Here is a 21,461-nt window from a genome sequence, read left to right on the forward strand (position 1 = left end):
GTCTGCTGATGCGCGGCGGCACCTCCAAGGGCGCCTACTTCCTCGCGGGCGACCTGCCCGCGGAACCCGCCGAGCGGGACGCCCTGTTGCTGCGGATCATGGGCAGTCCGGACGAGCGGCAGATCGACGGCCTGGGCGGCGCGCACCCGCTCACCAGCAAGGTCGCCGTCGTCTCGCCCTCCGTCGACCCGGAGGCGGACGTCGACTACCTCTTCCTTCAAGTCGTCGTCGACAGGCCGCAGGTGAGCGACCGCCAGAACTGCGGGAACATCCTCGCCGGCATCGGCCCGTTCGCCGTCGAGCGCGGGCTCGTCCCGGCGGGGGAGCGGGAGACCTCCGTGCGTATCCGCATGGTCAACTCCGGCGACCGCGCGACGGCGACCTTCCCGACCCCGGGCGGACGGGTCGACTACACGGGGGGCGCCGAGATCTCCGGCGTGCCGGGGACGGCCGCACCGGTCGTCATCGAGTTCCCGGCTGGGGCAGGGCCGTTGCTGCCCACGGGCAACGTCCGCGACGAGGTCGCCGGAGTGCCCGTCACCTGCGTGGACAACGGCATGCCGACGGTGCTCGTCGCGGCCTCCTCCCTCAAGGTCACCGGCTACGAGACGCCCAAGGACCTGGAGGAGGACGTCGTTCTGGCCGACCGGCTGCGGGAGATCCGCCTGGAAGCAGGCCGGTTGATGGGCCTCGGCGACGTCTCCGAGACCACCGTGCCCAAGCTGACGCTGCTCGCCCCGCCCCGGGACGGCGGCGCGGTGACCACCCGGACCTTCATCCCGGTCCGCTGCCACACCTCCATCGGCGTGCTCGGCGCCGCGAGCGTGGCCGCCGGGCTGCGGATCGAGGGCGGCGTGGGCGCGGAGGTGGCCGACGTCGACACGGGCGGCGACCGGGTCCGCATCGAACACCCCACGGGATTCCTCGACATAGAGAGCAGCCTCGACACGACCGCCGACGGGGCGCCCCGCGCCGGGCGCACCGCCGTGGTCCGTACCGCGCGCAAGATCTTCGACGGCACCGTCTTCCCTCGCTCCGCCGGGACGGCACCGATCCCCCCGCACCGCCAAGGAGGTCAGCGATGACTCCGCCGCTCGGCGACATCGCCCACATCGGCCACGCCCAGCTCTTCACCCCCGACCTGGACGCCAGCGTCGCCTTCTTCACCGACTACCTCGGCCTCACCGTCAACGGCGAGGAGGGCGACACGGTCCGTCTGCGGACCTTCGACGACTACGAGCACCACAGCCTCGTCCTCACCGCCCGCGAACAGCCCGGCCTCGGCCGTCTCGCCCTGCGCTCCTCCAGCGAGGAGGCCCTGCACCGCCGTGTCGAGGCGATCGAGGCGGCGGGCGGCAGCGGCACCTGGGTCGAGGACGAACCCGGACTCGGGAAGCTGTACGTGACAACCGACCCGGACGGACACGAGCACGCGCTGTACTGGGAGAGCGAGCACTACCGGGCCCCCGACGAGCTGAAACCGGCGCTGAAGAACCAGCCGCAGGCCAAGCCCAACCGGGGTGTGGGGGTGCGCCGCCTGGACCACGTCAACTTCCTCGCCGCCGACGTTCTCGCCAACGCCGAGTTCCAGGAACACCTCCTGGGCGCCCGCCCCACCGAGCAGATCCAGCTCGACTCGGGCCGGATCGCGGCCCGTTGGCTGACCTTCGGCAACAAGTCGTACGACGTCGTCTACACCGAGGACTGGACCGGCTCCACCGGCCGGCTGCACCACATCGCCTTCGCGACCGACACCCGCGAGGACATCCTGCGCGCCGCCGATCTCGCCATCGACACGGGCGTGTTCATCGAGACGGGACCGCACAAGCACGCCATCCAGCAGACGTTCTTCCTCTACGTCTACGAGCCCGGCGGCAACCGGATCGAGCTGTGCAACCCGCTCACCCGTCTCGTGCTCGCGCCCGACTGGCCGCTGATCACCTGGACCGAGGAGGAGCGGAAGAAGGGGCAGGCCTGGGGGCTGCGGACCATCGAGTCGTTCCACACGCACGGCACACCGCCGGTCGGCTGAGCCGCCCCGGCCGGGCGCGGAGCCACTCCGAGAACACCGTCGACTGAACTGTCGATGAGATCATTGACAAAACAGTTGACTCACCCGGGGTGGTCCGCGGGCACGGTCGCGGACCGGATCGGCCGCAAGAAGCTGATGACCGGCTGTGTGACGCAACCACCGACCACCAACTTCTCGCCACCCACTGACCACCGCAGAGGCACAGGCACGACGCCGGCCGCCGCGAGAACGCGGCCGATCTGCTGTGGTCCGAGGTGGCCGACTTCTTCGACCCGGACCTGGTGGGTTCGCTGCCGGACGTCCGGGTGCCGGACGCGTCGCCGGGCGACTGGCAGGCGGTCCTCGACCTGGTGCGGGAGAGCGGCTCGAAGCACGAGTACCTCGAAGGGGCGGCGATGCTGCCCGTGCCCCGTGCCCCGTGCCGCCGCGGTAGTGTCCCGGCCCCCCGGCGTCGAACGCCCCGAGCTCCGGGTGGTCTGGCCGGTGGACGCGGCTCGACGTGCTGTGCGGCTTTCCGCGGGCGATCGGACGGCGGTTACGCAAGCCGGTGCTGATGGAGGCGGAGGGATCTCGCGGCCGGCCGGTCCTCGGGTTCGACATCGGGCTGGGCCGCGTAGTGCCGGCCGGCGGGCCACACGGGATGCGGGAGGGCGTCGGGGGAGTCACGCTCGGGGTATGAGGGAGCGATGGGACGTACGGCGGGCCGGGCCCGACGATGCGGTGCACCGGGTGCTGATGATCCCGGGCGGGCTGAGCTCGACCGGGTTCTACGCCGATGTGATGGCCCAACCCGCGCTCGCCGGGCTGGGCATGGTCGCCGTGACCATGCCGGGATTCGCCGGGACGCGGGCGCCCGGGGACGTCAGCATGGAGTACTACGCGGAGCTGATGGCACGATTCGCGGCCGACAATGACTGTGACGTCGTCGTCGGGCACAGTCTCGGGGCGAACGTGGCGATCGAGATGGCCGCGGCCGGACGGTTCAAGGGGCCGCTGGTCCTGCTGTCGCCGACCTTCTCGCGTGCGGACGAGGCGACGTTCCTCACGGTGCTGAACGCGGTGGGCCGCGTGCCGCTGCTCGGGCCGGCCTCCTGGACGGGCATGCTCAAACTGATGCCCAAGGCGATGAAACGGGAACTGCCCCCACACCGGGCCGAGGAACTGCTCGCGGACGTGGCCGCCAACGATCCCGCCGTCTGCCGCCGGATCGTACGGCGCTACTACGAGTACCTGGGCCGCCATCCGGCACTGGTCCCACGGCTGTGCGAGGCCGCGGTCCCGGCGTGGGTCGTGCGCGGCGACCGCGACGAGATCGGTCTGACCGACGAGGAGCGGAGAGAGCTGGAGGCCTGCCCGCACGTGCGGATGGTCACCGTGCCGGACGCCGGCCACATGCTCGTGGTCCAGCAGCCCGAGCGGGTCGCCGCCGTCATCGCGGAGGCGGCGGCCTGACCCGTCCCGGATCGATGACCCGGCACGGTGTCCGCGCCGGGACGGACCCCCTAGGCGTCCGCCCCTGCCCCCGCCTCCTGTATGTGACGGGTGATCAGGGCATAGGTCTCGCGGGCCCGTTGGTCGTCCGAGCCGTCGTACCCGTGATCGACCCCCGGTACATCGCGGTACTCCACCAACGCTCCCGCCGCCCGCAGGCGGTCGGCGTACCGCGCACCCTCCGCCTTGAGCAGATCCAGCTCGGCCGTGATGACCACCGCCGGCGCGATCCCCTTCAGGTCGGCCGTGTCCGAGGGGTGTGCGGGCGACACCAGCGGGTCGGTGCGCGACGCCGGGTCCGGGACGTACGACGTGTCGAAGACGTCGGCCATCCAGGGCCGCAGCACCGGTTTGGCGGTGGCGCTGTGCTTCTCGCGGGCGTTCGTCGCCAGGTCCAGCGGCGGATAGTGCAGGACCTGGAGGGCGATGGACGGGCCGCCCTCCTCCAGCGCCTGCCGTGCCACGGCCGCCGCGAGGCCGCCCCCGGCGCTCTGTCCACCGACGGTGAGCCGGGCGCCGTCCCAGCCGTGCTCCGCGCCGTGTTCGGCGACCCACCGCACGATCTCGTACGCCTGCCGGGGCGGTGCGGGGAAGGGATGCTGCGGGGCGACGGCGTAGTCGACGTTGACGACGGCCACGCCCGCCTCGGCGGCGAGGAAGCGGCACATCGGGTCGTCGATCTCCGTCAGGGCCACGACGTACCCGCCGCCGTGGAAGTTGACGTGGACGGGCGGTGTCCCCTCAGTAGTCTCAGCGGTGGGCCGGTAGACCGTGGCGCGGGCGGGGCCGATCGACGTGGGGACGGTCAACTCGTCGACGGTGCGCGGGAATTCGGGGAACCTCGCATGGGACGCGGCGGCGGACCCGCGTCCGCCGGAGCGCCGGTCGGCCAGCCGGGTCAGGCGCTGCATGGTTCGGGCGGCGACGGTGGCCACCGCGGGCCGGGCCAACAGGGACATGCCGCCTCCCTTCGAGGGCATGCTTGAGGGAACCAATCATCAGGATTCCTGCTGATCGGTGGAGGGGAAGACAGCACGCCGACGTGTGCGACCGGCGGCGACCTCGGGGACGGGGGGCGTAGAGGCTTATCCGCGTCGGCTCAGGGTCCCTCGGCCGTCGAACCGTTCGCGTCGTCGCGTCCGGCGTCGCTCCGAGCGAGCAGTCGGTGGAGCAACTCCTCGTCCTCGCGCGAGAGTTCGGAGACGAAGCGGCTGAGCACCGCCTCGCGGTCGGAGCCGTGTTCCAGCAGCGCGTGCATTTGCTCGGCGGTGTGGGACGCCTCGTCGCGCACGGGCGCGTACGCGTAGCCCCGCCCCGCGCGGTGGCGGACCAGCATCCCCTTGTCGTACAGGCGCGACAGGATCGTCAGCACGGTGGTGTAGGCGAGGTCGCCGGGCAGCCGGTCCAGGACCTGCCGGGCGGTCAGCGCACTGTCGGCCGCCCACAGCGCGGCCAGCACACCGCTCTCCAGCTCACCGCGGGCCCGCCTGCCGGATGCCTCGCCCTCCCGGTCGCGCACCGCACCTCACCGTCCTTGGTCGCCCGGCGCCTCAGCCTACTCGCTGGACTACTACGTCCTGTAGGACGTGACAGGACCTTCGGTGGCCGGCCCCGACGACGGCCTCACCCGCGCCCGCGACACTTACCAGGAGCGGGGGCTGACGGTCGGCCCGTTGCGCGAGCACCGGCCGCACACGGTCTGATCAGCGGGCGGTGGCGCGGACCCCGTCCAGGGCGATGGCGAGCACGCGGTCGCGCTGGGCGTCGTCGTCGAAGGCCGTCGCCGTGATGCCGGCGACCATCCGCAGCAGATCCATGAAGTCCATGTCCTTGCGGGCCTCACCGGCCTCCTGGGCCCGCTCGAACAGCGGTCCGCCGGCCGCGTACATCGACTCCCGGCAGGCCTGGAAGATCTCCGACTCGTCGTTGAGCGCCTCGCGCACCGCCCGCTTGGTCACCATGTAGTCGGTGAACCGCCGCAGCCATGTCGTCAGCGCATCCCAGGGCTCGAGGTCGGCGACCTCGCCGGCGACCCGGCACAACTCGTTGACCTCGTCCGCGTACACGCTTTCGAAGAGGTCCCGGCGGGTGGGGAAGTTGCGGTACAGCGTGCCGATGCCGACGCCCGCGCGGCGGGCGATGTCCTCCAGGGACGCGTCCGCCCCATGGGCCGCGAACGCCTCGCGGGCCGCGTCCAGCAGGGCGTCGTAGTTGCGTGCGGCGTCCTTCCGGTGCGGCCGCCGCGACGCCACGATCTCGCCGACGGGGAACGTCACGGATGCCTCCCGAACGTGGGTGATACGGAGGGTTGCCTCCGCTACTTGAAGCGGAGGTGTGCCTCCGCTAGAGTGGAGGCGTACCTCCACTTTAGCAGTGCGGGTGCGTCCGCCGTGGATCCGCACGGCCCGCTCATCCGCCCACCACCTTTCCGCGACCGCTCACCGCGGCCGTCGGCGTGCCCGTGGCCGCCCCATCGGCGCCCCGGGCCCGTACGACCGTGGCCAGAGAACCCCGGCCGCACCCCGTTCGTTCGGAGAGGCACGTCCATGCCCCGCAAGTCCACCCGTCTCACCTTCACGGTCCTCGCGACCGGCGCCGGTGTGTTCGCCATGCTGCAGTCACTGATCGCGCCGGCCCTGCCGACCGTCCAGCACGCGCTGCGCACCTCGCAGTCCACCGCGACCTGGGTGATGACGGCCTACCTGCTGTCCGCCTCCGTCTTCACCCCGATCCTCGGCCGCGTCGGCGACCTGATCGGCAAGAAGCGCACACTCGTCGCCGTGCTGCTCGTCGTCCTGGCCGGCTGTCTGCTCGCCGCGCTCGCCCCGACCATCGGCGTGCTGATCGTCGCCCGGATCGTGCAGGGCGTCGGCGGCGCCCTCTTTCCGCTGTCCTTCGGCATCATCCGCGACGAGTTCGAGATCTCCCGGGTCAGCGGCAGCATCAGCAACCTGTCCGCCGTCATCGCCGCGGGCGGGGGCGTCGGCATCGTCGCGGCCGGCCCGATCGTGTCCGCCCTCGACTACCGCTGGCTGTTCTGGATCCCCGTCGGCGTCGTCGCGATCACCGCGCTGATCGCCCTGCGCTATGTCCCCGAGTCACCCAACCGGGCCCAGGGCAACGTCAGTTGGCTCGGCGCCGGTCTGCTGTCGGCCTGGCTGGTGGCGCTGCTGCTGCCGCTGAGCCAGGCGAGCGTCTGGGGCTGGGGCTCGATCAGGGTCGTCGGCCTGTTCGCCGCGGCGGTCGTGCTGTTCACCGCCTGGCTGCTGTCCGAGGCCCGCTCCCGCACCCCGCTGATCGACCTGCGCGTGATGCGGCTGCCCGCCGTGTGGACCACCAACGCCGCGGCCCTGCTGTTCGGTGCGGGCATGTACGCGCTGTGGTCCTTCCTGCCCGGCTTCGTCCAGACGCCGAGCTCCGCGGGATACGGCTTCGGCGCGAGCGTCACGACGTCCGGACTGCTGATGCTGCCGATGCTGGTGGCCATGTTCCTCTCCGGCATCCTCAGCGGCCGGCTGGAGCCCGTCGTCGGCGCCAAGTCCCTCCTGACGACCGGTGCCACGCTCGGCGCCGTCGCCCTCGGACTGCTCGCCGCCTGGCATGACGAGCAGTGGCAGGTCGCCCTGGTCTCGGCCGTGTTCGGCCTCGGCATCGGTCTCGCCTTCGCCTCCATGGCCAACCTGATCGTCGGCAGCGTCCCGGCCTCCCAGACCGGCGCCGCGACCGGCATGAACGCCAACATCCGCACCATCGGCGGCTCCATCGGCGCGGCCGTGACCAGCGTCCTGGTCACCGGGCACCTCCAGCCCTCGGGCCTGCCGTACGCCTCCGGCTACACCCACGGCTTCGCCCTGCTGGCGGTGCTGTGCCTGGCGGCGGCCCTGGCCGCCCTCCTGGTGCCGACGGCACGCGCTGGGCGCCCCGGCCCCACGGCACGGGCCGCCTCCGTCCCGGCCGAGGCCGAGGCCGAACCGCGTTCGGTCACGTCCGGCACCGTCAGCTGACGCCCGGCGCCGCGCCACCGGGCCCGGCGGGAACACCGTCCCGCGTACGGTAAAGTTGACCTGCCTGATCGCACGGGTCACCGCGCGAGAGGCACCGGGACGTGGCGCAGCTTGGTAGCGCACTTGACTGGGGGTCAAGGGGTCGCAGGTTCAAATCCTGTCGTCCCGACGGTTTTCACAGCGGGTCTGCCGATGACGGCAGGCCCGCTGTTTTTTCGATCCCGGCACGGTCTGCCCGGAAAACGCTTGGACCGGGTGGGTTTGTTCTTGGGACACTCCCATGCCTGACCTGCCCGCACTCGCGACCACTCAGGATCGGAATGGGATTACCCGATGCTCGCGCGGCCACGCCGCGCAGGGGCTCCGTGCTTCTCGCACTTCGCTACTACGGACGGGAGCTGGCCCGGCTGCGCCGGATGACGGTGCCCGCGCTGCTGCTGCCCGCCCTCGGCAACATCGGCCTCAACTACCTCGCGCCGCTGGTCGTCGCCAAGCTCGTCGCCCGTATCTCCGACGACCACGGCATCAGGCTCGGCGCGACCCTGCCGTACGTCCTCGTCTTCGCCGGGGTGATGCTGCTCGCGGAGGGAGTGTGGCGCGTCGGACTGCACTGCCTCAACCGTCTGGACGCCCTCGGCATCGAGCACCTCTACGTCCTCGGCCTGGACGAACTGTTCGCCAAGGACGCCGCGTTCTTCCACGACAACTTCGCCGGGGCGCTGACCAAGAGGGTGCTCAGCTTCGCCTCCCGCTTCGAGGAGTTCGCCGACACCCTCACCTTCAACATCGTGGGCAGCCTCGTACCGCTGCTGTTCGGCTCGGTGGTGCTGTGGCGCTACCAACCGTGGCTCGTCGTCGGGCTGTTGGCGATGATCGCGGTGACGGCGGTGGGCGTCGCGCCGCTGATCCGGCGCCGTCAGGCCATCGTCGACCAGCGTGAGGAGGCGATCGCCCGGGTGTCGGGCCATGTCGCCGACACTCTGATGAACATGGAGACGGTCCGCGCCTTCGCCGCCGAGCGGCGCGAGGCCGCCGAGCACCGCAGGCGGGTCGCCCAGTCGCGCCGGCTCATGCTCAGGTCGTGGGACTACGGCAATCTGCGCATCGACACCCTGGTCGCGCCGATGTCCGTCCTCACCAATGTGCTGGGCCTGTTGCTCGCGGTCGCGCTCGGCGGGGGCGGTCACGGGGTGGAGGCGGTCGTGGTCGCCTTCACCTACTACACCAACGCCACGAAGATCATGTTCGACTTCAACCAGATCTACCGCCGGCTGGAGAGCTCGATGACGGAGGCCGCGCAGTTCACCGAACTGCTGCTGGTCCCGCCCACCGTGCTGGACCCGCCGTCCCCCGAGCCGCCGCTGCCGGGACCGGCCGACGTCCGCTTCGAGCGGGTGGACTTCACCCACGGCGGCGGCGAACCGCTCTTCCGGGGTCTCGACCTGACCGTGGCCAGCGGCACGAGGATCGGACTGGTCGGCCGCTCCGGCGGGGGCAAGACCACGCTGACCCGGCTGCTGCTGCGCATGATGGACATCGACGCGGGCCGCATCCTGATCGGCGGCCAGGACATCAGCCGGATGCGGCAGGCGGACCTGCGCGGCCTGATCGCGTACGTGCCGCAGGACCCGGCGATGTTCCACCGCACGCTGCGGGAGAACATCGCCTTCGCCCGGCCGGACGCCACCGACGCCGAGATCCGCCGCGCGGCCCGGGCGGCGCACGTCACGGAGTTCGCCGACGCCCTGCCGGACGGCTTCGACACCATGGTCGGTGAGCGGGGCGTCAAGCTCTCCGGCGGCCAGCGCCAACGCGTCGCGCTCGCCCGGGCGATCCTGCGGGACGCCCCGGTCCTGCTGCTGGACGAGGCGACCAGCGCGCTGGACTCCGAGAGCGAGATCCTCGTCCAGGAAGCCCTGTGGCGGCTGATGGAGGGGCGGACCGCGCTGGTGGTCGCACACCGGCTGAGCACGGTCGCCGGCATGGACCGGCTCGTCGTCCTCGACCACGGCCGGATCGTCGAACAGGGCACCCACCAGGAACTCCTCGCCTCCGCCGGCCCCTACGCCAAGCTCTGGCAGCACCAGTCCGGCGGCTTCCTGACGGACGACAGCCCGGCGGGCGCGGACCTGCACTGAGCCCGGTCCCGGCAGCACCCCGGCCCGCCGGGCACACCGGCGGCGGTTCTCCGCGGTCCGGCCGTCGGCTTGTGGAGCGACGACGGTCCCGCCGGTGCCGAATGGGCATCGCCGGGCAGGAAACGGCCGAACAACGGCGACGTCCCGCCGCCGGTCGTGCGATATCCGTCGACTCCGCTCAAGCCCCGAGGAGCCGGTCGACCCGCCGATAGCTTCCTCGTGTCGTCACGCCGGTGATCGTCACCGGGTGCCGCCGAGGAAGCCGTGCGGAGGTGGGGGATGGACCCGGGGGCGTTGGTGGCGCAGGCGCTGACCGCGGGGGTGGGGGCCGGTCTGAGCGGCGCCGCCTCGTCGGCGGTGTCCGAGTGCTACGCCACCCTGAAGCAGGCGCTGGTGCGGCGGCTCGCGGGCCGGCCCGGGGCCCTGGAACGCATCGAGCTGCTGGAGCGCCGGCCGGGCGGATCGGCCGAAGGGCTCGCTCACGACCTCGTCCTGGCCGGTGCCGTGGACGCCGAGGTCGTGGAACACGCCCGGCGGTTGTTGGCCCTGACCGCCCCGGACGCGGGCCCGCGCGGGGCGTACCGGGTCGATCTGCGGGAGGCCCGGGGCGTGCAGGTCGGCGACGGCAACAGCCAGCACAACACGTTCGGTTAGGCGCCCGACCGACACCCACGGGCCGCAGAAAGCACCGCCATGATGAGGAACAGCCGGACCAACGGCGCCCAGGCCGGCGACGGCAACGTCCAGCACAACACCTACCTGCCACCGCAGAGGGCCACGCGCCGCCGCTCACGGGATTACGCGCCCACGGCGACCGTGACTGCGGGCGACCATTCCACGGTCACGCAGAAGAACACCCATCTGAAGTTCTCGATCCCCGTCGTCGGCCCGCTGCTCGGCATGGCCTCCGCTCATCCCGTGGTCGCCGGCGTGGCGGCGGTGACGCTCATCGGGGGCGGCGGTCTCGCGACCACGGCCGCGCTGTCCAGCCCGCAGCCCTCCGTCTCGACCACGCTGGTCCGCGGGTTCCGCATGAAGGACTCAGGAGGCGCGCCGACCGGCTACGACTTCACCCGCACTCCGCCGGTTCCGGCGGGCACGACCACCGACGCCATCTATGTGTCGCATGGCTATCTCGTCGCGAGCGACGGCAGACTGGCCTCCTGGAGCGCCGACAAGCTCCCCACCGGGGCCGACTGCCGCAAGGCGGTGGCCGAACACCCGGTGCGCCAGACCGTGCTCGGCGCCCAGTACCTCACCTGTTACGTCGACCGCAACGGCAACCCCGGCTACATCCTGGTGACCGACGTCGGTACGGGGACCCCGTACACGACCGTCGACACCGCTCATCTCCGCTGACCTCACCGGGAAAGTCCACGGGGGCGTCCGCCATGCGGGACGCCCCTCTTGACGTGGTTCGCGGTCGGATCGACACTCACTGAGGGAATCCTAGTGAATAGGTAGGGAAGCATGAGGCGCCTTGAACCGGTCACCGTCCGCGTGGTCCGTTCGCCTCTTCTGACCTCCCGCCGCCACATCGATCTGCTGCGAGTCTGCAGCGCGATCAGGCCCCAGGGCTGAGCCGCGGCCCTTCCCGCGCCGGCACCGCCCCCTCGGGGGCGCCCCGTCCGGCGCGCACGGGTGAGCCCTGCTCCCAGGACCGCCGCCCCATTCCCGCCCGCCCGACGTCGCTTCCGCCGCGCGTACGTCCGCGCCCGCTCCCGGGGAGAATCATGACCATCGCACCGCTGGCCGCCCACGCCACCGACCGACCCGCGCCCGCCTTCCGGGGCCGCATCGGCCGGGACGCGCGCAGCGGCCACTACGCCGTTCCGGGCCGCTACCGCCTCCATCTGTCGACCGCCTGTCCCGACGGCCTGCGCATCGCCGTCACCCACAGCCTGCTCGGCCTGGACACCGTCTGTCCGGTGACCCACCTGCCCGCCGTACCCGACTGCCCCGAAGGCGGCCACTCGGCCCTGCGGCCGCTGTACGAGGCCAGCGCCCACCGCTACCGCGGACCGGCCGTCGGACCGGTGCTCAGCGACGACTGGTCCGGACGGATCGTCAGCACCCACGCACCGGACATCATGCGCGACCTCGCCCGCCGTTTCTCCACCGGCGGTACCTCCCTCCACCCGTGCGGCGCGGAGTCGGAGATCGAGGCCGTGGAGCGGATGTGCCGGGAGGGGATCGAGGAGGCGGCGCAGCGGGCCGGGTCGGCCGGCGAGGACGCGGTGGTATGTGACACCGCACTGACCACCCTGCTCGACACCCTGGGCGCCCTCGACCGCTGGCTCACCGGCCGCACCTACCTGATCCGTGACGAAGTCACCGCGGCCGACGTCGAGTTGTGGGCCGCGCTGGTCCAGCTCGACACCGTGCACCGCAACCACCTGGACGCTGCCGCCGTCCAGCGCATCGCCGACCATCCCGCTCTGTGGGCCTACGCCCGCCGGCTCACCGCCCACCCGGCGTTCGGCGGCCATCTCGACCTCGACGGCATCGAGCGCCGTCACCACGCCCGCTGCCGGGGACTGGAGGCCGCCGGAGCGGCCGTACGGATCCTGGACTGGACGGCCCACCGCACCCGTTAGCCGTTCCACCTGGTGGACGGGCGTTGACATACGTTCGGGCAATTGTTTTAACTAGCAATCAGAACGGTCATGAGCGTCAGCGACAAGCCCTGGCTAGCTGACCGGCAACCCTCGCACCGCGGTGGGGTGCCCCAGGTGACGACCGGACCGGATGACCTTTCGGTAAGCGCGAGGCCCACACGGGCCGGAACAGTGACGGTGACGCCATGTACGCAGCTCCCAGGACGGCCACGTGCCGCCCACAGGGCTGCGTACGGCCGTACCCGAACCCTCTCGTCGCCGATCGCGCCGTCGATCTGCTCCGCGTGAACAGCGCACTGTGTACCGCATCGGGCCGTGCCCGCTGTCGGGGCTGACCTCTTCCCGCAGCCCGCATCCCCTGACGAACACCGCGACGCGGTGTGCCGTCGTCCTTCCCGCCCCCGGTACCCCGCTGTCGCGTCCGCCGCCGCATGCCGCCGCGCCGTCCGGGGTGTCCGACCCAGCCGGAGCCCACCATGAGTGAACCCCCTGGCGCCACCGTCACGCTCGCGCCGACGTCCGCCGCCGACGAACCGTCAAAGCCCCTCACCGCCCAGCGAGTTCTGCCGCTGCGGCGCCCCGGACGCTGGATCGCCACCGCGGTCGTCCTCGTCCTGGTCGCCCAGTTCGTGCACGGCCTGGTGACCAACCCGTTCTACCAGTGGGACCGCTGGGGCTACTGGTTCCTGCGTCCCACCATCCTCGACGGCCTGGTGATCACTCTTGAAGTCACCGCCTACAGCGCGGTGTTGGGCCTCCTCGGCGGCATCCTGCTCGCCCTCGCCCGGCTGTCGAGGAGTCCGGTGCTGCGCGCGGTCAGCTGGACGTACATCTGGGCGCTGCGCTCCATCCCGCTCATCGTGGTGCTGCTCTTCCTCTACAACTTCAGCGCCCTGTACAAGACGTTGAGCGTCGGCATCCCCTTCGGTCCGGCCTTCTTCTCCTTCGACGAGACGAAGCTCGCCACCGACATGGCCATCGCCGTCATCGGCCTCAGCCTCAATGAGGCGGCCTACGCGGCCGAGGTCGTCCGCGGCGGCATCCTCTCCGTCGACCAGGGCCAGCACGAGGCGGCTGCGGCGCTCGGCCTGCCGAAGGGCTACCAGTTCCGGAAGATCGTCTTTCCGCAGGCGCTGCGCTCGATCATCCCCAACTACGTCAACCAGCTCATCGGCCTGATCAAGGGCACCTCGCTGGTCTTCTACGTCTCCCTGCTCGACCTGTTCGGCTCCGCGCAGACCATGGGCTCCACCTATCCCGGCGACATCGTGCCGCTGCTGCTGGTCGTCACCGTCTGGTACCTGATCCTGACCAGCGTCGTCTCCGTCGTCCAGTTCTACGTCGAGCGGCACTACGCCCGCGGTGCCACCCGCAGCCTGCCGCCGACACCGCTGCAGAAGCTCCGCACCGCTCTCACCGAGCTGCGGGCCCGTATCCGCCGGGAGGCCGCCGTATGACCACCGACACCATCGAGGCTCTGGCGAACGTCGAGGCCGCCACCGTCGAGGTGCACGACGTGCACAAGTGGTACGGCACCCACCGGGTGCTGGACGGCGTCGACCTGACCGTCCGCCCCGGCGAGGTCACCGTGATCCTCGGCCCCTCGGGCTCCGGCAAGTCCACCCTGCTGCGGGTCATCAACCACCTGGAGAAGCCCGAGATCGGCCACGTCAGCATCAACGGCGAACCGATCGGCGTGAAGCGGCAGGGCAACCGGCTCAAGGAGCTCAGCGAGCGGGCCATCCTCACCCAGCGCGGACGGATCGGCTTCGTCTTCCAGAACTTCAACCTCTTCCCGCACCTCACGGTCCTGGACAACGTGGCCGCGGCCCCGGTCGCCACCGGCCGGCTCGGCAGGACCGAGGCCCAGGAACTGGCCCGGGAACTCCTCAGCCGCGTCGGCCTCGCCGACAAGACCGGCGCCTACCCGCGCCAGCTGTCCGGCGGCCAGCAACAGCGCGTCGCCATCGCCCGCGCCCTCGCGCTGCGCCCCGGCGTCATCCTCTTCGACGAGCCCACCTCCGCCCTCGACCCCGAACTGGTCGGCGAGGTGCTCGCCGTCATCAAGGACCTGGCGACCAGCGGCACCACCCTCGTCATCGTCACCCACGAGATCGGCTTCGCCCGCGAGATCGCCGACCGGGTCGTCTTCATCGACGGCGGCCGGATCGTCGAGCAGGGCCCGCCCTCCGAGGTCCTCGACAACCCTCGGCACGAGCGGACCAGGGACTTCCTCAGCAAGGTCCTCTGACCCGCCACACCCTTCAGCCCTCCCCCCAGCCACCACTCTCATCACCTTCCAGCGACAAGGAACGGCCATGTCCATCCACTTCACCCGACGCAGCCTGATACGCGGCATCACCGCGGCGACCGCCGTCGCCTCCCTGGCCACCGGGCTCGCCGCCTGCGGTGGCAACAGCGACGCGGCCACCTCCACCGACGCCGCCGCCAAGACCGGCGAGGTCGTCATCGGCCAGGTCTCCAACGGCGCCGCCCAGCAGACCTCCATCAAGGTCTCCGAGGTCAAGTCCATCAGCGCCGAACTGCCCGCGGCCGTCAAGAAGAGCGGCAAGCTGGAGATCGGCATCGGCGCCCTGCCGGCCGGCTTCCCGCCGCTGGCCTACGTGGGCAGCGACCAGAAGACCCTCACTGGCTCCGAGCCCGACCTCGGCCGTCTGGTCGCAGCGGTCTTCGGACTCAAGCCCGAGGTGAAGAACTCCACCTGGGAGAACCTCTTCGTCGGCATCGACAGCGGCAAGGTCGACGTGGCCTTCTCCAACGTCACCGACACCGAGGAGCGCAAGAAGAAGTACGAGTTCGCCTCCTACCGGCAGGACAACCTGGCCTTCATCGTTCCGAAGAAGAGCACCTGGAACTTCGACGGCAACTACGAGAACCTCGCCGGCAAGACGGTCGCCGTCGGTTCCGGCACCAACCAGGAGAAGATCCTCCTGGAGTGGAAGGCGAAGCTGGCCAAGGAGGGCAAGAAGCTCACCGTCAAGTACTTCCAGGACAGCACCAGCACCTTCCTCGCCCTGAACAGCGGGAAGATCGACGCGTCCTTCGGCCCCAACCCCGGCTTCGCCTACCACAACCGCCAAGTGGCCAACACGCCCAACGCCACGCGCACGGCGGGCACCTACTCGGGCGCGGGTGCCAGCCTGCAGGGCCTGATCGCGGCCACCGCGAAGAAGGACAGCGGCCTGGCCAAGCCGCTCGCCGACGCCATCAACTACCTGATCAAGAACGGTCAGTACACCGAGTGGCTCAAGGCCTACAACCTCTCCAACGAGGGCGTGGCCAAGTCCGAGGTCAACCCGCCCGGACTGCCGCTCGACAACTCCTGACCACCGCGCGCCGGGGGCTCCGCCGCCGCTCCGCGGTGGAGTCCCCGCGCCGGACATCCCGAGCCGCACACCGGAGACCGCCACACCATGTCCGTCATCGCCCTCGACGCCAACTCCTCGCACCTCCTGGACAACCCCGCCTGGGCCGCCCTCACCGGCCCGCACGCCCGCTTCGCCGAACGCGTCGGCCAAGCCGTCCGCTACCAACAGGACGTGGCCCCCTTCCACGCCCTCTCCGACGAGGACGACCCGCGCGCCTGGACCGACCTCGCCGCGCTCGTCGGCCCCGGCGGCACCGCCGCGGTACGGGGCGTGACCGAGGCGGCGGAGGGCTGGGAGGTCGTGCGCACCGGGCACGGCGTCCAGCTCGTGGACACCGCCCTGCGCGCCGAGCCCGATCCCGAGGCCGTACGGCTCGGCCCCGACGACGTGCCCGAGATCCTCGACCTGGTCGCCCGCACCGAGCCGGGCCCCTATCTGCCCCGCACCGTCGAACTGGGCACCTACCTCGGCATCCGCCGCCAGGGCCGGCTGATCGCCCTGGCCGGCGAGCGGCTGCACCCGCCGGGCTGGACGGAGATCAGCGCCGTGTGCACCGACCCCGCCCACCGCGGCCGGGGCCTGGCCACCCGTCTGGTCCGCGCGGTCGCCGCCGGCATCAAGGAGCGCGGCGAACGCCCCTTCCTGCACGCCGCGGCCACCAACACGAACGCGATCCGGCTGTACGAGTCGATCGGGTTCACCCTGCGCCGCCGTACCGTCTTCTCGCTCGTCCGGAACACCGGGGCCGCCGCGCTGGAAGAAACGGCATAGCCGTGCCGTTGTCCTTGTCGAAGGCGAGTGCCTGGCCCACGCGGACGGAGGTGCGACACATGACACGTGTATTCCATGCCGTCCGCCTCCACTCCCGGCCCCACATCGACCTGCAGCGCGTCGCCGGCTCCCTCTGTAGCTCCTGACCCCGTTTCCCCAGCCGCCGTGCGCCTCGACTCCCGCGGGCCGGCGATCTCGTACGGACCTCCAGGAAGGCACCCTCGTGTCCGCAACTCCCGCTTCCCCCCTGCACCTCGCCGTCGCCCTCGACGGCACCGGCTGGCATCCCGCCTCCTGGCGCGAGCAAGTCGCCCGCCCCCGGGACCTGTTCACCGCCGGCTACTGGGCCGACCTGGTCGCCGAGGCGGAACGAGGCCTGCTCGACTTCGTCACCCTCGAGGACGGACTCGGCCTGCAGTCCTCGCAGTTCGGCGAGCTCGACGGCCGCACCGACCAGGTACGGGGCCGCCTCGACGCCGTACTCACCGCGTCCCGCATCGCACCCCTGACCCGGCACATCGGCCTGGTCCCGACCGTGATCGCCACCCACACGGAGCCCTTCCACATCTCCAAGGCGATCGCCACCCTCGACTACGTCAGCACCGGCCGCGCGGGTCTGCGGGTGCAGATCTCCGCCCGACCCCACGAGGCCGACCACTTCGGCCGCCGCACCTTCCCGCCGATCGACCTGGGCGAACTGCAGAGCCCGGCCGGGCAGGAACGGCTCACCGACCTCTTCGACGAGGCCGCGGACCACGTCGAGGTCGTGCGCCGGCTCTGGGACAGCTGGGAGGACGACGCCGAGATCCGCGACGTCGCCACCGGCCGGTTCATCGACCGCGACAAGCTGCACTACATCGACTTCGAGGGCAGGCACTTCAGCGTCAAGGGCCCCTCCATCACCCCGCGTCCGCCGCAGGGCCAGCCGCTGGTCACCGCCCTCGCCCACCAGACCGTGCCCTACCGCCTGGTGGCCCGCCAGGCCGACGTCGGCTACGTCACCCCGCGGGACGCCGGGGACGCCCGGGCGATCGTCGCCGAGATCCGCGCCGAGCAGGAGGCGGCCGGACGCGCCGGTGAACTCCTCCATGTCTTCGGTGACCTGGTGGTCATCCTGGACGAAGAGCAGTCCGTCGCGGAGGACCGCCGCGCACGTCTCGACGCCCTCGCGGGGGAGCCGTACACCAGCGACGCCCGCGTCTTCACCGGTACGCCCGCCCAACTCGCCGATCTGCTGCAGGAGTTGGCGGCAGAGGGCCTGACCGGGTTCCGGCTGCGGCCCGCCGTCGCCGGGCACGACCTGCCCGCCGTCACCCGCGGCCTGGTCCCCGAACTCCAGCGCCGGGGGGTCTTCCGCACCGCCTACGAGGCCGACACCCTGCGCGGCCTGCTCGGTCTCGCTCGCCCCGCCAACCGCTACGCCGCCGCCTGAAGCCGGAAGGACCGCACCGACATGACCAGCAAGCCGCTGAAGCAGATCCATCTGGCCGCGCACTTCCCGGGCGTCAACAACACCACCGTGTGGAGCGACCCGAAGGCCGGCAGCCACATCGAGTTCGACTCCTTCGCGCACTTCGCGCGGACCGCCGAGCGCGCCAGGTTCGACTTCCTGTTCCTCGCCGAGGGCCTGCGCCTGCGCGAACAGGGCGGCAAGATCTACGACTTGGACGTGGTCGGCCGCCCCGACACCTTCACGATCCTCGCCGCCCTCGCCGCCGTCACCGAGCACCTCGGTCTGACCGGCACCATCAACTCCACCTTCAACGAGCCCTACGAGGTGGCCCGCCAGTTCGCCAGCCTCGACCACCTCTCCGGCGGCCGCTCCGCCTGGAACGTCGTCACCTCCTGGGACGCCTTCACCGGCGAGAACTTCCGCCGCGGCGGCTTCCTCCCGCAGAAGGAGCGCTACTCCCGCGCCAAGGAGTTCCTGGCCACCGCGAACGAACTCTTCGACTCCTGGCACGGCGACGAGATCATCGCCGACCAGGCCACCGGCGTCTTCCTGCGGGACGCGAAGGCCGGCTCCTTCGTGCACACGGGTCAGCACTTCGACATCCACGGTCAGTTCAACGTCCCGCGCTCCCCGCAGGGCCGTCCCGTCATCTTCCAGGCCGGCGACTCCGAGGAGGGCCGGGAGTTCGCCGCCTCCTCCGCCGACGCCATCTTCAGCCGGCACGCCACCCTGACCGACGGCCAGGCCTTCTACACGGACGTCAAGAACCGTCTCGCCAAGTACGGCCGCCGCCCTGACCAGTTGCTGATCCTGCCCGCCGCCTCCTTCGCGCTCGCCGACACCGACGCCGAGGCGGAGGAACTCGCCAGGGAGGTGCGCCGCCAGCAGGTCAGCGGGGCCACCGCCATCAAGCACCTGGAGTTCGTCTGGAACCGGGACCTGTCCTCCTACGACCCGGAGGGGCCGCTGCCCGACATCGACCCGGACGTCAGCGACGACCACATCTCCAAGGGCCGCGCCCAGGTGCGGATGTACCGCGACCCGCTGGCCACCGCCCGCGAGTGGCGCGAACTGGCCGCCGCCAACAACTGGTCCATCCGGGACCTGGTCATCAACACCGGCAACCGGCAGACCTTCGTCGGCTCCCCGGCGACCATCGCCAGGACCATCAACGACTACGTCCAGGCCGACGCCAGCGACGGCTTCATCCTCGTCCCGCACATCACCCCCGGCGGCCTGGACGACTTCGCCGACAAGGTCGTCCCGCTGCTGCAGGAACAGGGCGTCTTCCGCACCGAGTACGAGGGCCCCACCCTCCGCCACCACCTGGGCCTCGAGCACCCCGACGCCGCCGACGACCGGGTCGCGTCGTGAAGTTCCTCGCGATCACCCTCATCGTCCACCGGCCGGATCCGGTCACCGGCGCGCTGAAGTCGACCCAGGACCGTTTCCGCGAGGTGCTCGACAACGCCCTGCTCGCGGAGGAACTGGGCTTCGACGGCTTCGGCGTGGGGGAGCGGCACGAGCGGCCGTTCATCTCCTCGTCGCCGACCGTCGTCCTGAGCCATGTGGCCGCCCTCACCCAACGCATCCGGCTGTTCACCGCCGTCACCACGCTCAGCCTGCTGGACCCGGTACGCGCCTACGAGGACTACGCCACCCTCGACCACCTCTCGGGCGGCCGTCTCGACCTGATCATCGGCAAGGGCAACGGCGCGGCCCAGCGCGACCTGTTCCATGTCACGCCCGAGGACCAGTGGGACCGCAACGCCGAGAGCTACGAGGTGTTCCGGCAGATCTGGCGCCAGGACAAGGTCACCGCGGCGACCCGCTTCCGGCCTCCGCTGACCGACGCCGAGGTGTGGCCGCGGCCCTACCAGCGGCCGGTGCGCGTGTGGCACGGCAGTGCCACCAGCAAGGAGTCGGTGGACCTGGCCGCCCGCTACGGCGACCCGCTGTTCTCGGCGAACGTCACCAACCCCATCGAGCCCTATGCCGAGTTGATCCGTCACTACCGCGAGCGCTGGGAGCACTACGGCCACGACCCGGCGCGGATCGCCGTCGGCGCCGGCACGGCGGGCATCCACGTCGCCCCCACCTCGCAGGAGGCGCTCGCCGCCTACCGGCCGCTGTTCGAGGCCAACCTGGCGTTCTTCAAGAAGGCCGGACTGCCGGTCGTCTTCGAGACCCTGGAGGACTTCGTCGAGCGCAGCTCGGCCCTGATCGGCAGCCCGCAGCAGGTCATCGACAAGGTGCACCGCTACCACGAGCAGTTCGGACACACCGTCGTCCATCTGCACGCGGACGCGGGCGGCCTGACCGACGCCCAGCACCGGGACTCGCTCGAACTCTTCCAGTCGGCGGTCGCCCCGACCCTGCGCAAGGACATCCCGGACCCGCCCTTCGACTGGGCTCCCGTCCTGCCCGAGGAGGCGGCGCGTGTCTGACATCCCCCTCGGCGTCCTCGACCTCGTGCCGGTCTCCTCCGGTTCGACGGCCGCCGACGCCCTGCGCAACTCCGTCGACCTGGCCCGGCACGCCGAACGGCTCGGGTACGCGCGTTACTGGTTCGCCGAGCACCACCTCAACCCGGGCGTCGCCGGCACGTCCCCCGCGGTCGTCCTGGCGCTCACCGCCTCGGCCACCTCCACGATCCGCCTGGGCTCGGGCGCCGTACAGCTCGGCCACCGCACCGCCCTGTCGACGGTGGAGGAGTTCGGTCTGCTGGACGCCGTGCACCCGGGCCGCTTCGACCTGGGCCTGGGCCGCTCCGGTGGCCGTCCGCCGGGCGAGAAGCCCGCCGGAGTGACGACCACCCCCGTCGTCGACGGGCGCGCCCCCAACGGCCTGCTGATCCCGCCCCCCTTCTCCTTCGCCCGCCTCCTCGGCTCCCCCCGCATCGCCCTGCAGCGCAAGCTGCTCCTCCTGCCGGGGGCCGAGTCCCAGGACTACGCCGAGCAGATCGACGACATCCTCGCCCTGCTGGAGGGCAGCTACCGGTCCCCGGAGGGCGTCGAGGCGCATGTAGTGCCGGGGGAGGGGGCCGAGGTCGAAGTGTGGATCCTCGGCAGCAGCGGCGGCGAGAGCGCCCGGGTCGCGGGCGCGCGGGGCCTGCGGTTCGCGGCCAACTACCACGTCAGCCCGGCCACGGTCCTGGACGCGGTGGAGGGCTACCGCTCCTCCTTCCAGCCCTCCGACGTCCTGGACAAGCCCTATGTCAGCGTCTCCGCCGACGTCGTGGTCGCCGAGGACGACGCCACCGCACGGGAACTCGCCACCGGGTACGGCCTGTGGGTGCGCAGCATCCGCACGGCCGAGGGCGCCATCCCCTTCCCCACGCCGGAGGAGGCCCGGGCCCACGTCTGGAGCGACGAGGACCGGGAGCTGGTACGGGACCGGATCGACACGCAGTTCGTCGGCTCACCCGGCCGGGTCGCCGACCGGCTGGAACAGCTCCAGGAGGCCACCGGCGCCGACGAGTTGCTCATCACCACGATCACCCACGACCACGCGGACCGGGTGCGGTCCTACGAACTGCTCGCGCGGGAGTGGCACCGACGGTGAC

21 protein-coding genes, 1 tRNA gene, 1 pseudogene and 1 riboswitch are annotated in these 21,461 nt (G+C 71.4%); of the genes and pseudogenes, 20 read left to right on the top strand and 3 right to left on the bottom strand.

The window, feature by feature from the left end; translation table 11 throughout:
* The first annotated feature begins 8 nt into the window (after window positions 1-8).
* The 4 genes and pseudogenes from ABZZ74_RS15390 (at window position 9) to ABZZ74_RS15405 (ending at window position 3,484) form a co-directional block, all read left to right on the top strand.
* On the top strand, window positions 9-1,085 hold the full coding sequence (locus tag ABZZ74_RS15390) for a 4-oxalomesaconate tautomerase (RefSeq protein ID WP_356765269.1): 1,077 nt from the start codon (window positions 9-11) through the stop codon (window positions 1,083-1,085).
* Window positions 1,082-2,032 carry a VOC family protein gene (locus ABZZ74_RS15395; protein ID WP_356764957.1) on the top strand — a complete coding sequence of 317 codons (951 nt, stop codon included), beginning with the start codon at window positions 1,082-1,084 and terminating at the stop codon, window positions 2,030-2,032. Before ABZZ74_RS15390 ends, ABZZ74_RS15395 begins: the two co-directional genes overlap by 4 nt.
* Before the next feature lie 239 nt (window positions 2,033-2,271).
* A pseudogene (locus tag ABZZ74_RS15400) lies at window positions 2,272-2,711 on the top strand (hypothetical protein).
* Window positions 2,708-3,484, top strand: a complete 777-nt coding sequence (locus ABZZ74_RS15405) for an alpha/beta hydrolase (protein WP_356764959.1) — start codon at window positions 2,708-2,710, stop codon at window positions 3,482-3,484. The pseudogene ABZZ74_RS15400 and the gene ABZZ74_RS15405 overlap by 4 nt, the downstream one beginning before the upstream one ends.
* Window positions 3,485-3,534: 50 nt before the next feature.
* Here ABZZ74_RS15405 and ABZZ74_RS15410 read toward each other — a convergent pair whose 3' ends face one another.
* The 3 genes from ABZZ74_RS15410 to ABZZ74_RS15420 form a co-directional block, all read right to left on the bottom strand.
* Complete coding sequence (locus ABZZ74_RS15410) at window positions 3,535-4,482, bottom strand: alpha/beta hydrolase (protein ID WP_356764961.1); 948 nt, start codon at window positions 4,480-4,482, stop codon at window positions 3,535-3,537.
* A gap of 140 nt (window positions 4,483-4,622) precedes the next feature.
* Window positions 4,623-5,042 (bottom strand): BlaI/MecI/CopY family transcriptional regulator, encoded by a 420-nt coding sequence (locus ABZZ74_RS15415; protein ID WP_356764963.1) that lies wholly within the window; start codon window positions 5,040-5,042, stop codon window positions 4,623-4,625.
* 184 nt (window positions 5,043-5,226) lie between these two features.
* Window positions 5,227-5,799: a helix-turn-helix domain-containing protein gene (locus ABZZ74_RS15420; RefSeq protein WP_356764965.1), complete on the bottom strand. Its 573-nt coding sequence runs from the start codon at window positions 5,797-5,799 to the stop codon at window positions 5,227-5,229.
* 270 nt (window positions 5,800-6,069) lie between these two features.
* On the opposite strand from ABZZ74_RS15420, the gene ABZZ74_RS15425 reads away from it, so the two are divergent.
* The 16 genes from ABZZ74_RS15425 (at window position 6,070) to ABZZ74_RS15500 (ending at window position 21,460) form a co-directional block, all read left to right on the top strand.
* Window positions 6,070-7,527, top strand: coding sequence for an MFS transporter (locus tag ABZZ74_RS15425; RefSeq protein ID WP_356764967.1), 1,458 nt, complete (start codon window positions 6,070-6,072; stop codon window positions 7,525-7,527).
* Between the two features lie 95 nt (window positions 7,528-7,622).
* Window positions 7,623-7,696, top strand: a tRNA-Pro gene (locus tag ABZZ74_RS15430).
* A 196-nt stretch (window positions 7,697-7,892) separates the two neighbouring features.
* Complete coding sequence (locus ABZZ74_RS15435; RefSeq protein ID WP_356764969.1) at window positions 7,893-9,665, top strand: ABC transporter ATP-binding protein; 1,773 nt, start codon at window positions 7,893-7,895, stop codon at window positions 9,663-9,665.
* A 279-nt stretch (window positions 9,666-9,944) separates the two neighbouring features.
* The gene (locus ABZZ74_RS15440) at window positions 9,945-10,319 is read left to right on the top strand and encodes a hypothetical protein (protein ID WP_356764971.1); all 375 of its coding nucleotides are present in this window, start codon (window positions 9,945-9,947) and stop codon (window positions 10,317-10,319) included.
* A gap of 39 nt (window positions 10,320-10,358) precedes the next feature.
* Entirely contained in the window at window positions 10,359-11,024 is a 666-nt protein-coding gene (locus tag ABZZ74_RS15445) for a hypothetical protein (protein WP_356764973.1), read from the top strand.
* Between the two features lie 111 nt (window positions 11,025-11,135).
* Window positions 11,136-11,246 (top strand): putative leader peptide, encoded by a 111-nt coding sequence (locus tag ABZZ74_RS15450; protein WP_355756035.1) that lies wholly within the window; start codon window positions 11,136-11,138, stop codon window positions 11,244-11,246.
* Between the two features lie 152 nt (window positions 11,247-11,398).
* Window positions 11,399-12,262 (top strand): glutathione S-transferase C-terminal domain-containing protein, encoded by an 864-nt coding sequence (locus tag ABZZ74_RS15455; protein WP_356764975.1) that lies wholly within the window; start codon window positions 11,399-11,401, stop codon window positions 12,260-12,262.
* Window positions 12,263-12,327: 65 nt separating this feature from the next.
* Window positions 12,328-12,437, top strand: a riboswitch (SAM riboswitch).
* Between the two features lie 322 nt (window positions 12,438-12,759).
* Window positions 12,760-13,740 carry an amino acid ABC transporter permease gene (locus ABZZ74_RS15460; RefSeq protein ID WP_356764977.1) on the top strand — a complete coding sequence of 327 codons (981 nt, stop codon included), beginning with the start codon at window positions 12,760-12,762 and terminating at the stop codon, window positions 13,738-13,740.
* Window positions 13,737-14,534 (top strand): amino acid ABC transporter ATP-binding protein, encoded by a 798-nt coding sequence (locus tag ABZZ74_RS15465; protein ID WP_356764979.1) that lies wholly within the window; start codon window positions 13,737-13,739, stop codon window positions 14,532-14,534. Before ABZZ74_RS15460 ends, ABZZ74_RS15465 begins: the two co-directional genes overlap by 4 nt.
* 67 nt (window positions 14,535-14,601) lie before the next feature.
* Entirely contained in the window at window positions 14,602-15,630 is a 1,029-nt protein-coding gene (locus ABZZ74_RS15470; RefSeq protein WP_356764981.1) for an ABC transporter substrate-binding protein, read from the top strand.
* Window positions 15,631-15,717: 87 nt separating this feature from the next.
* On the top strand, window positions 15,718-16,443 hold the full coding sequence (locus ABZZ74_RS15475; protein WP_356764983.1) for a GNAT family N-acetyltransferase: 726 nt from the start codon (window positions 15,718-15,720) through the stop codon (window positions 16,441-16,443).
* Between the two features lie 59 nt (window positions 16,444-16,502).
* Complete coding sequence (locus ABZZ74_RS15480) at window positions 16,503-16,589, top strand: putative leader peptide (RefSeq protein ID WP_356765271.1); 87 nt, start codon at window positions 16,503-16,505, stop codon at window positions 16,587-16,589.
* Window positions 16,590-16,666: 77 nt separating this feature from the next.
* Window positions 16,667-17,875, top strand: coding sequence for an LLM class flavin-dependent oxidoreductase (locus ABZZ74_RS15485; RefSeq protein WP_356764985.1), 1,209 nt, complete (start codon window positions 16,667-16,669; stop codon window positions 17,873-17,875).
* Between the two features lie 21 nt (window positions 17,876-17,896).
* Window positions 17,897-19,270 carry an NtaA/DmoA family FMN-dependent monooxygenase gene (locus ABZZ74_RS15490; RefSeq protein WP_356764987.1) on the top strand — a complete coding sequence of 458 codons (1,374 nt, stop codon included), beginning with the start codon at window positions 17,897-17,899 and terminating at the stop codon, window positions 19,268-19,270.
* The gene (locus ABZZ74_RS15495) at window positions 19,267-20,343 is read left to right on the top strand and encodes an LLM class flavin-dependent oxidoreductase (RefSeq protein ID WP_356764989.1); all 1,077 of its coding nucleotides are present in this window, start codon (window positions 19,267-19,269) and stop codon (window positions 20,341-20,343) included. Before ABZZ74_RS15490 ends, ABZZ74_RS15495 begins: the two co-directional genes overlap by 4 nt.
* On the top strand, window positions 20,336-21,460 hold the full coding sequence (locus tag ABZZ74_RS15500) for an LLM class flavin-dependent oxidoreductase (RefSeq protein WP_356764991.1): 1,125 nt from the start codon (window positions 20,336-20,338) through the stop codon (window positions 21,458-21,460). The genes ABZZ74_RS15495 and ABZZ74_RS15500 overlap by 8 nt, the downstream gene beginning before the upstream one ends.
* The last annotated feature ends 1 nt before the right edge of the window (window position 21,461 follow it).

Source organism: Streptomyces sp. NPDC006476, assembly GCF_040612015.1.
GTDB lineage: Bacteria > Actinomycetota > Actinomycetes > Streptomycetales > Streptomycetaceae > Streptomyces > Streptomyces griseorubiginosus_B.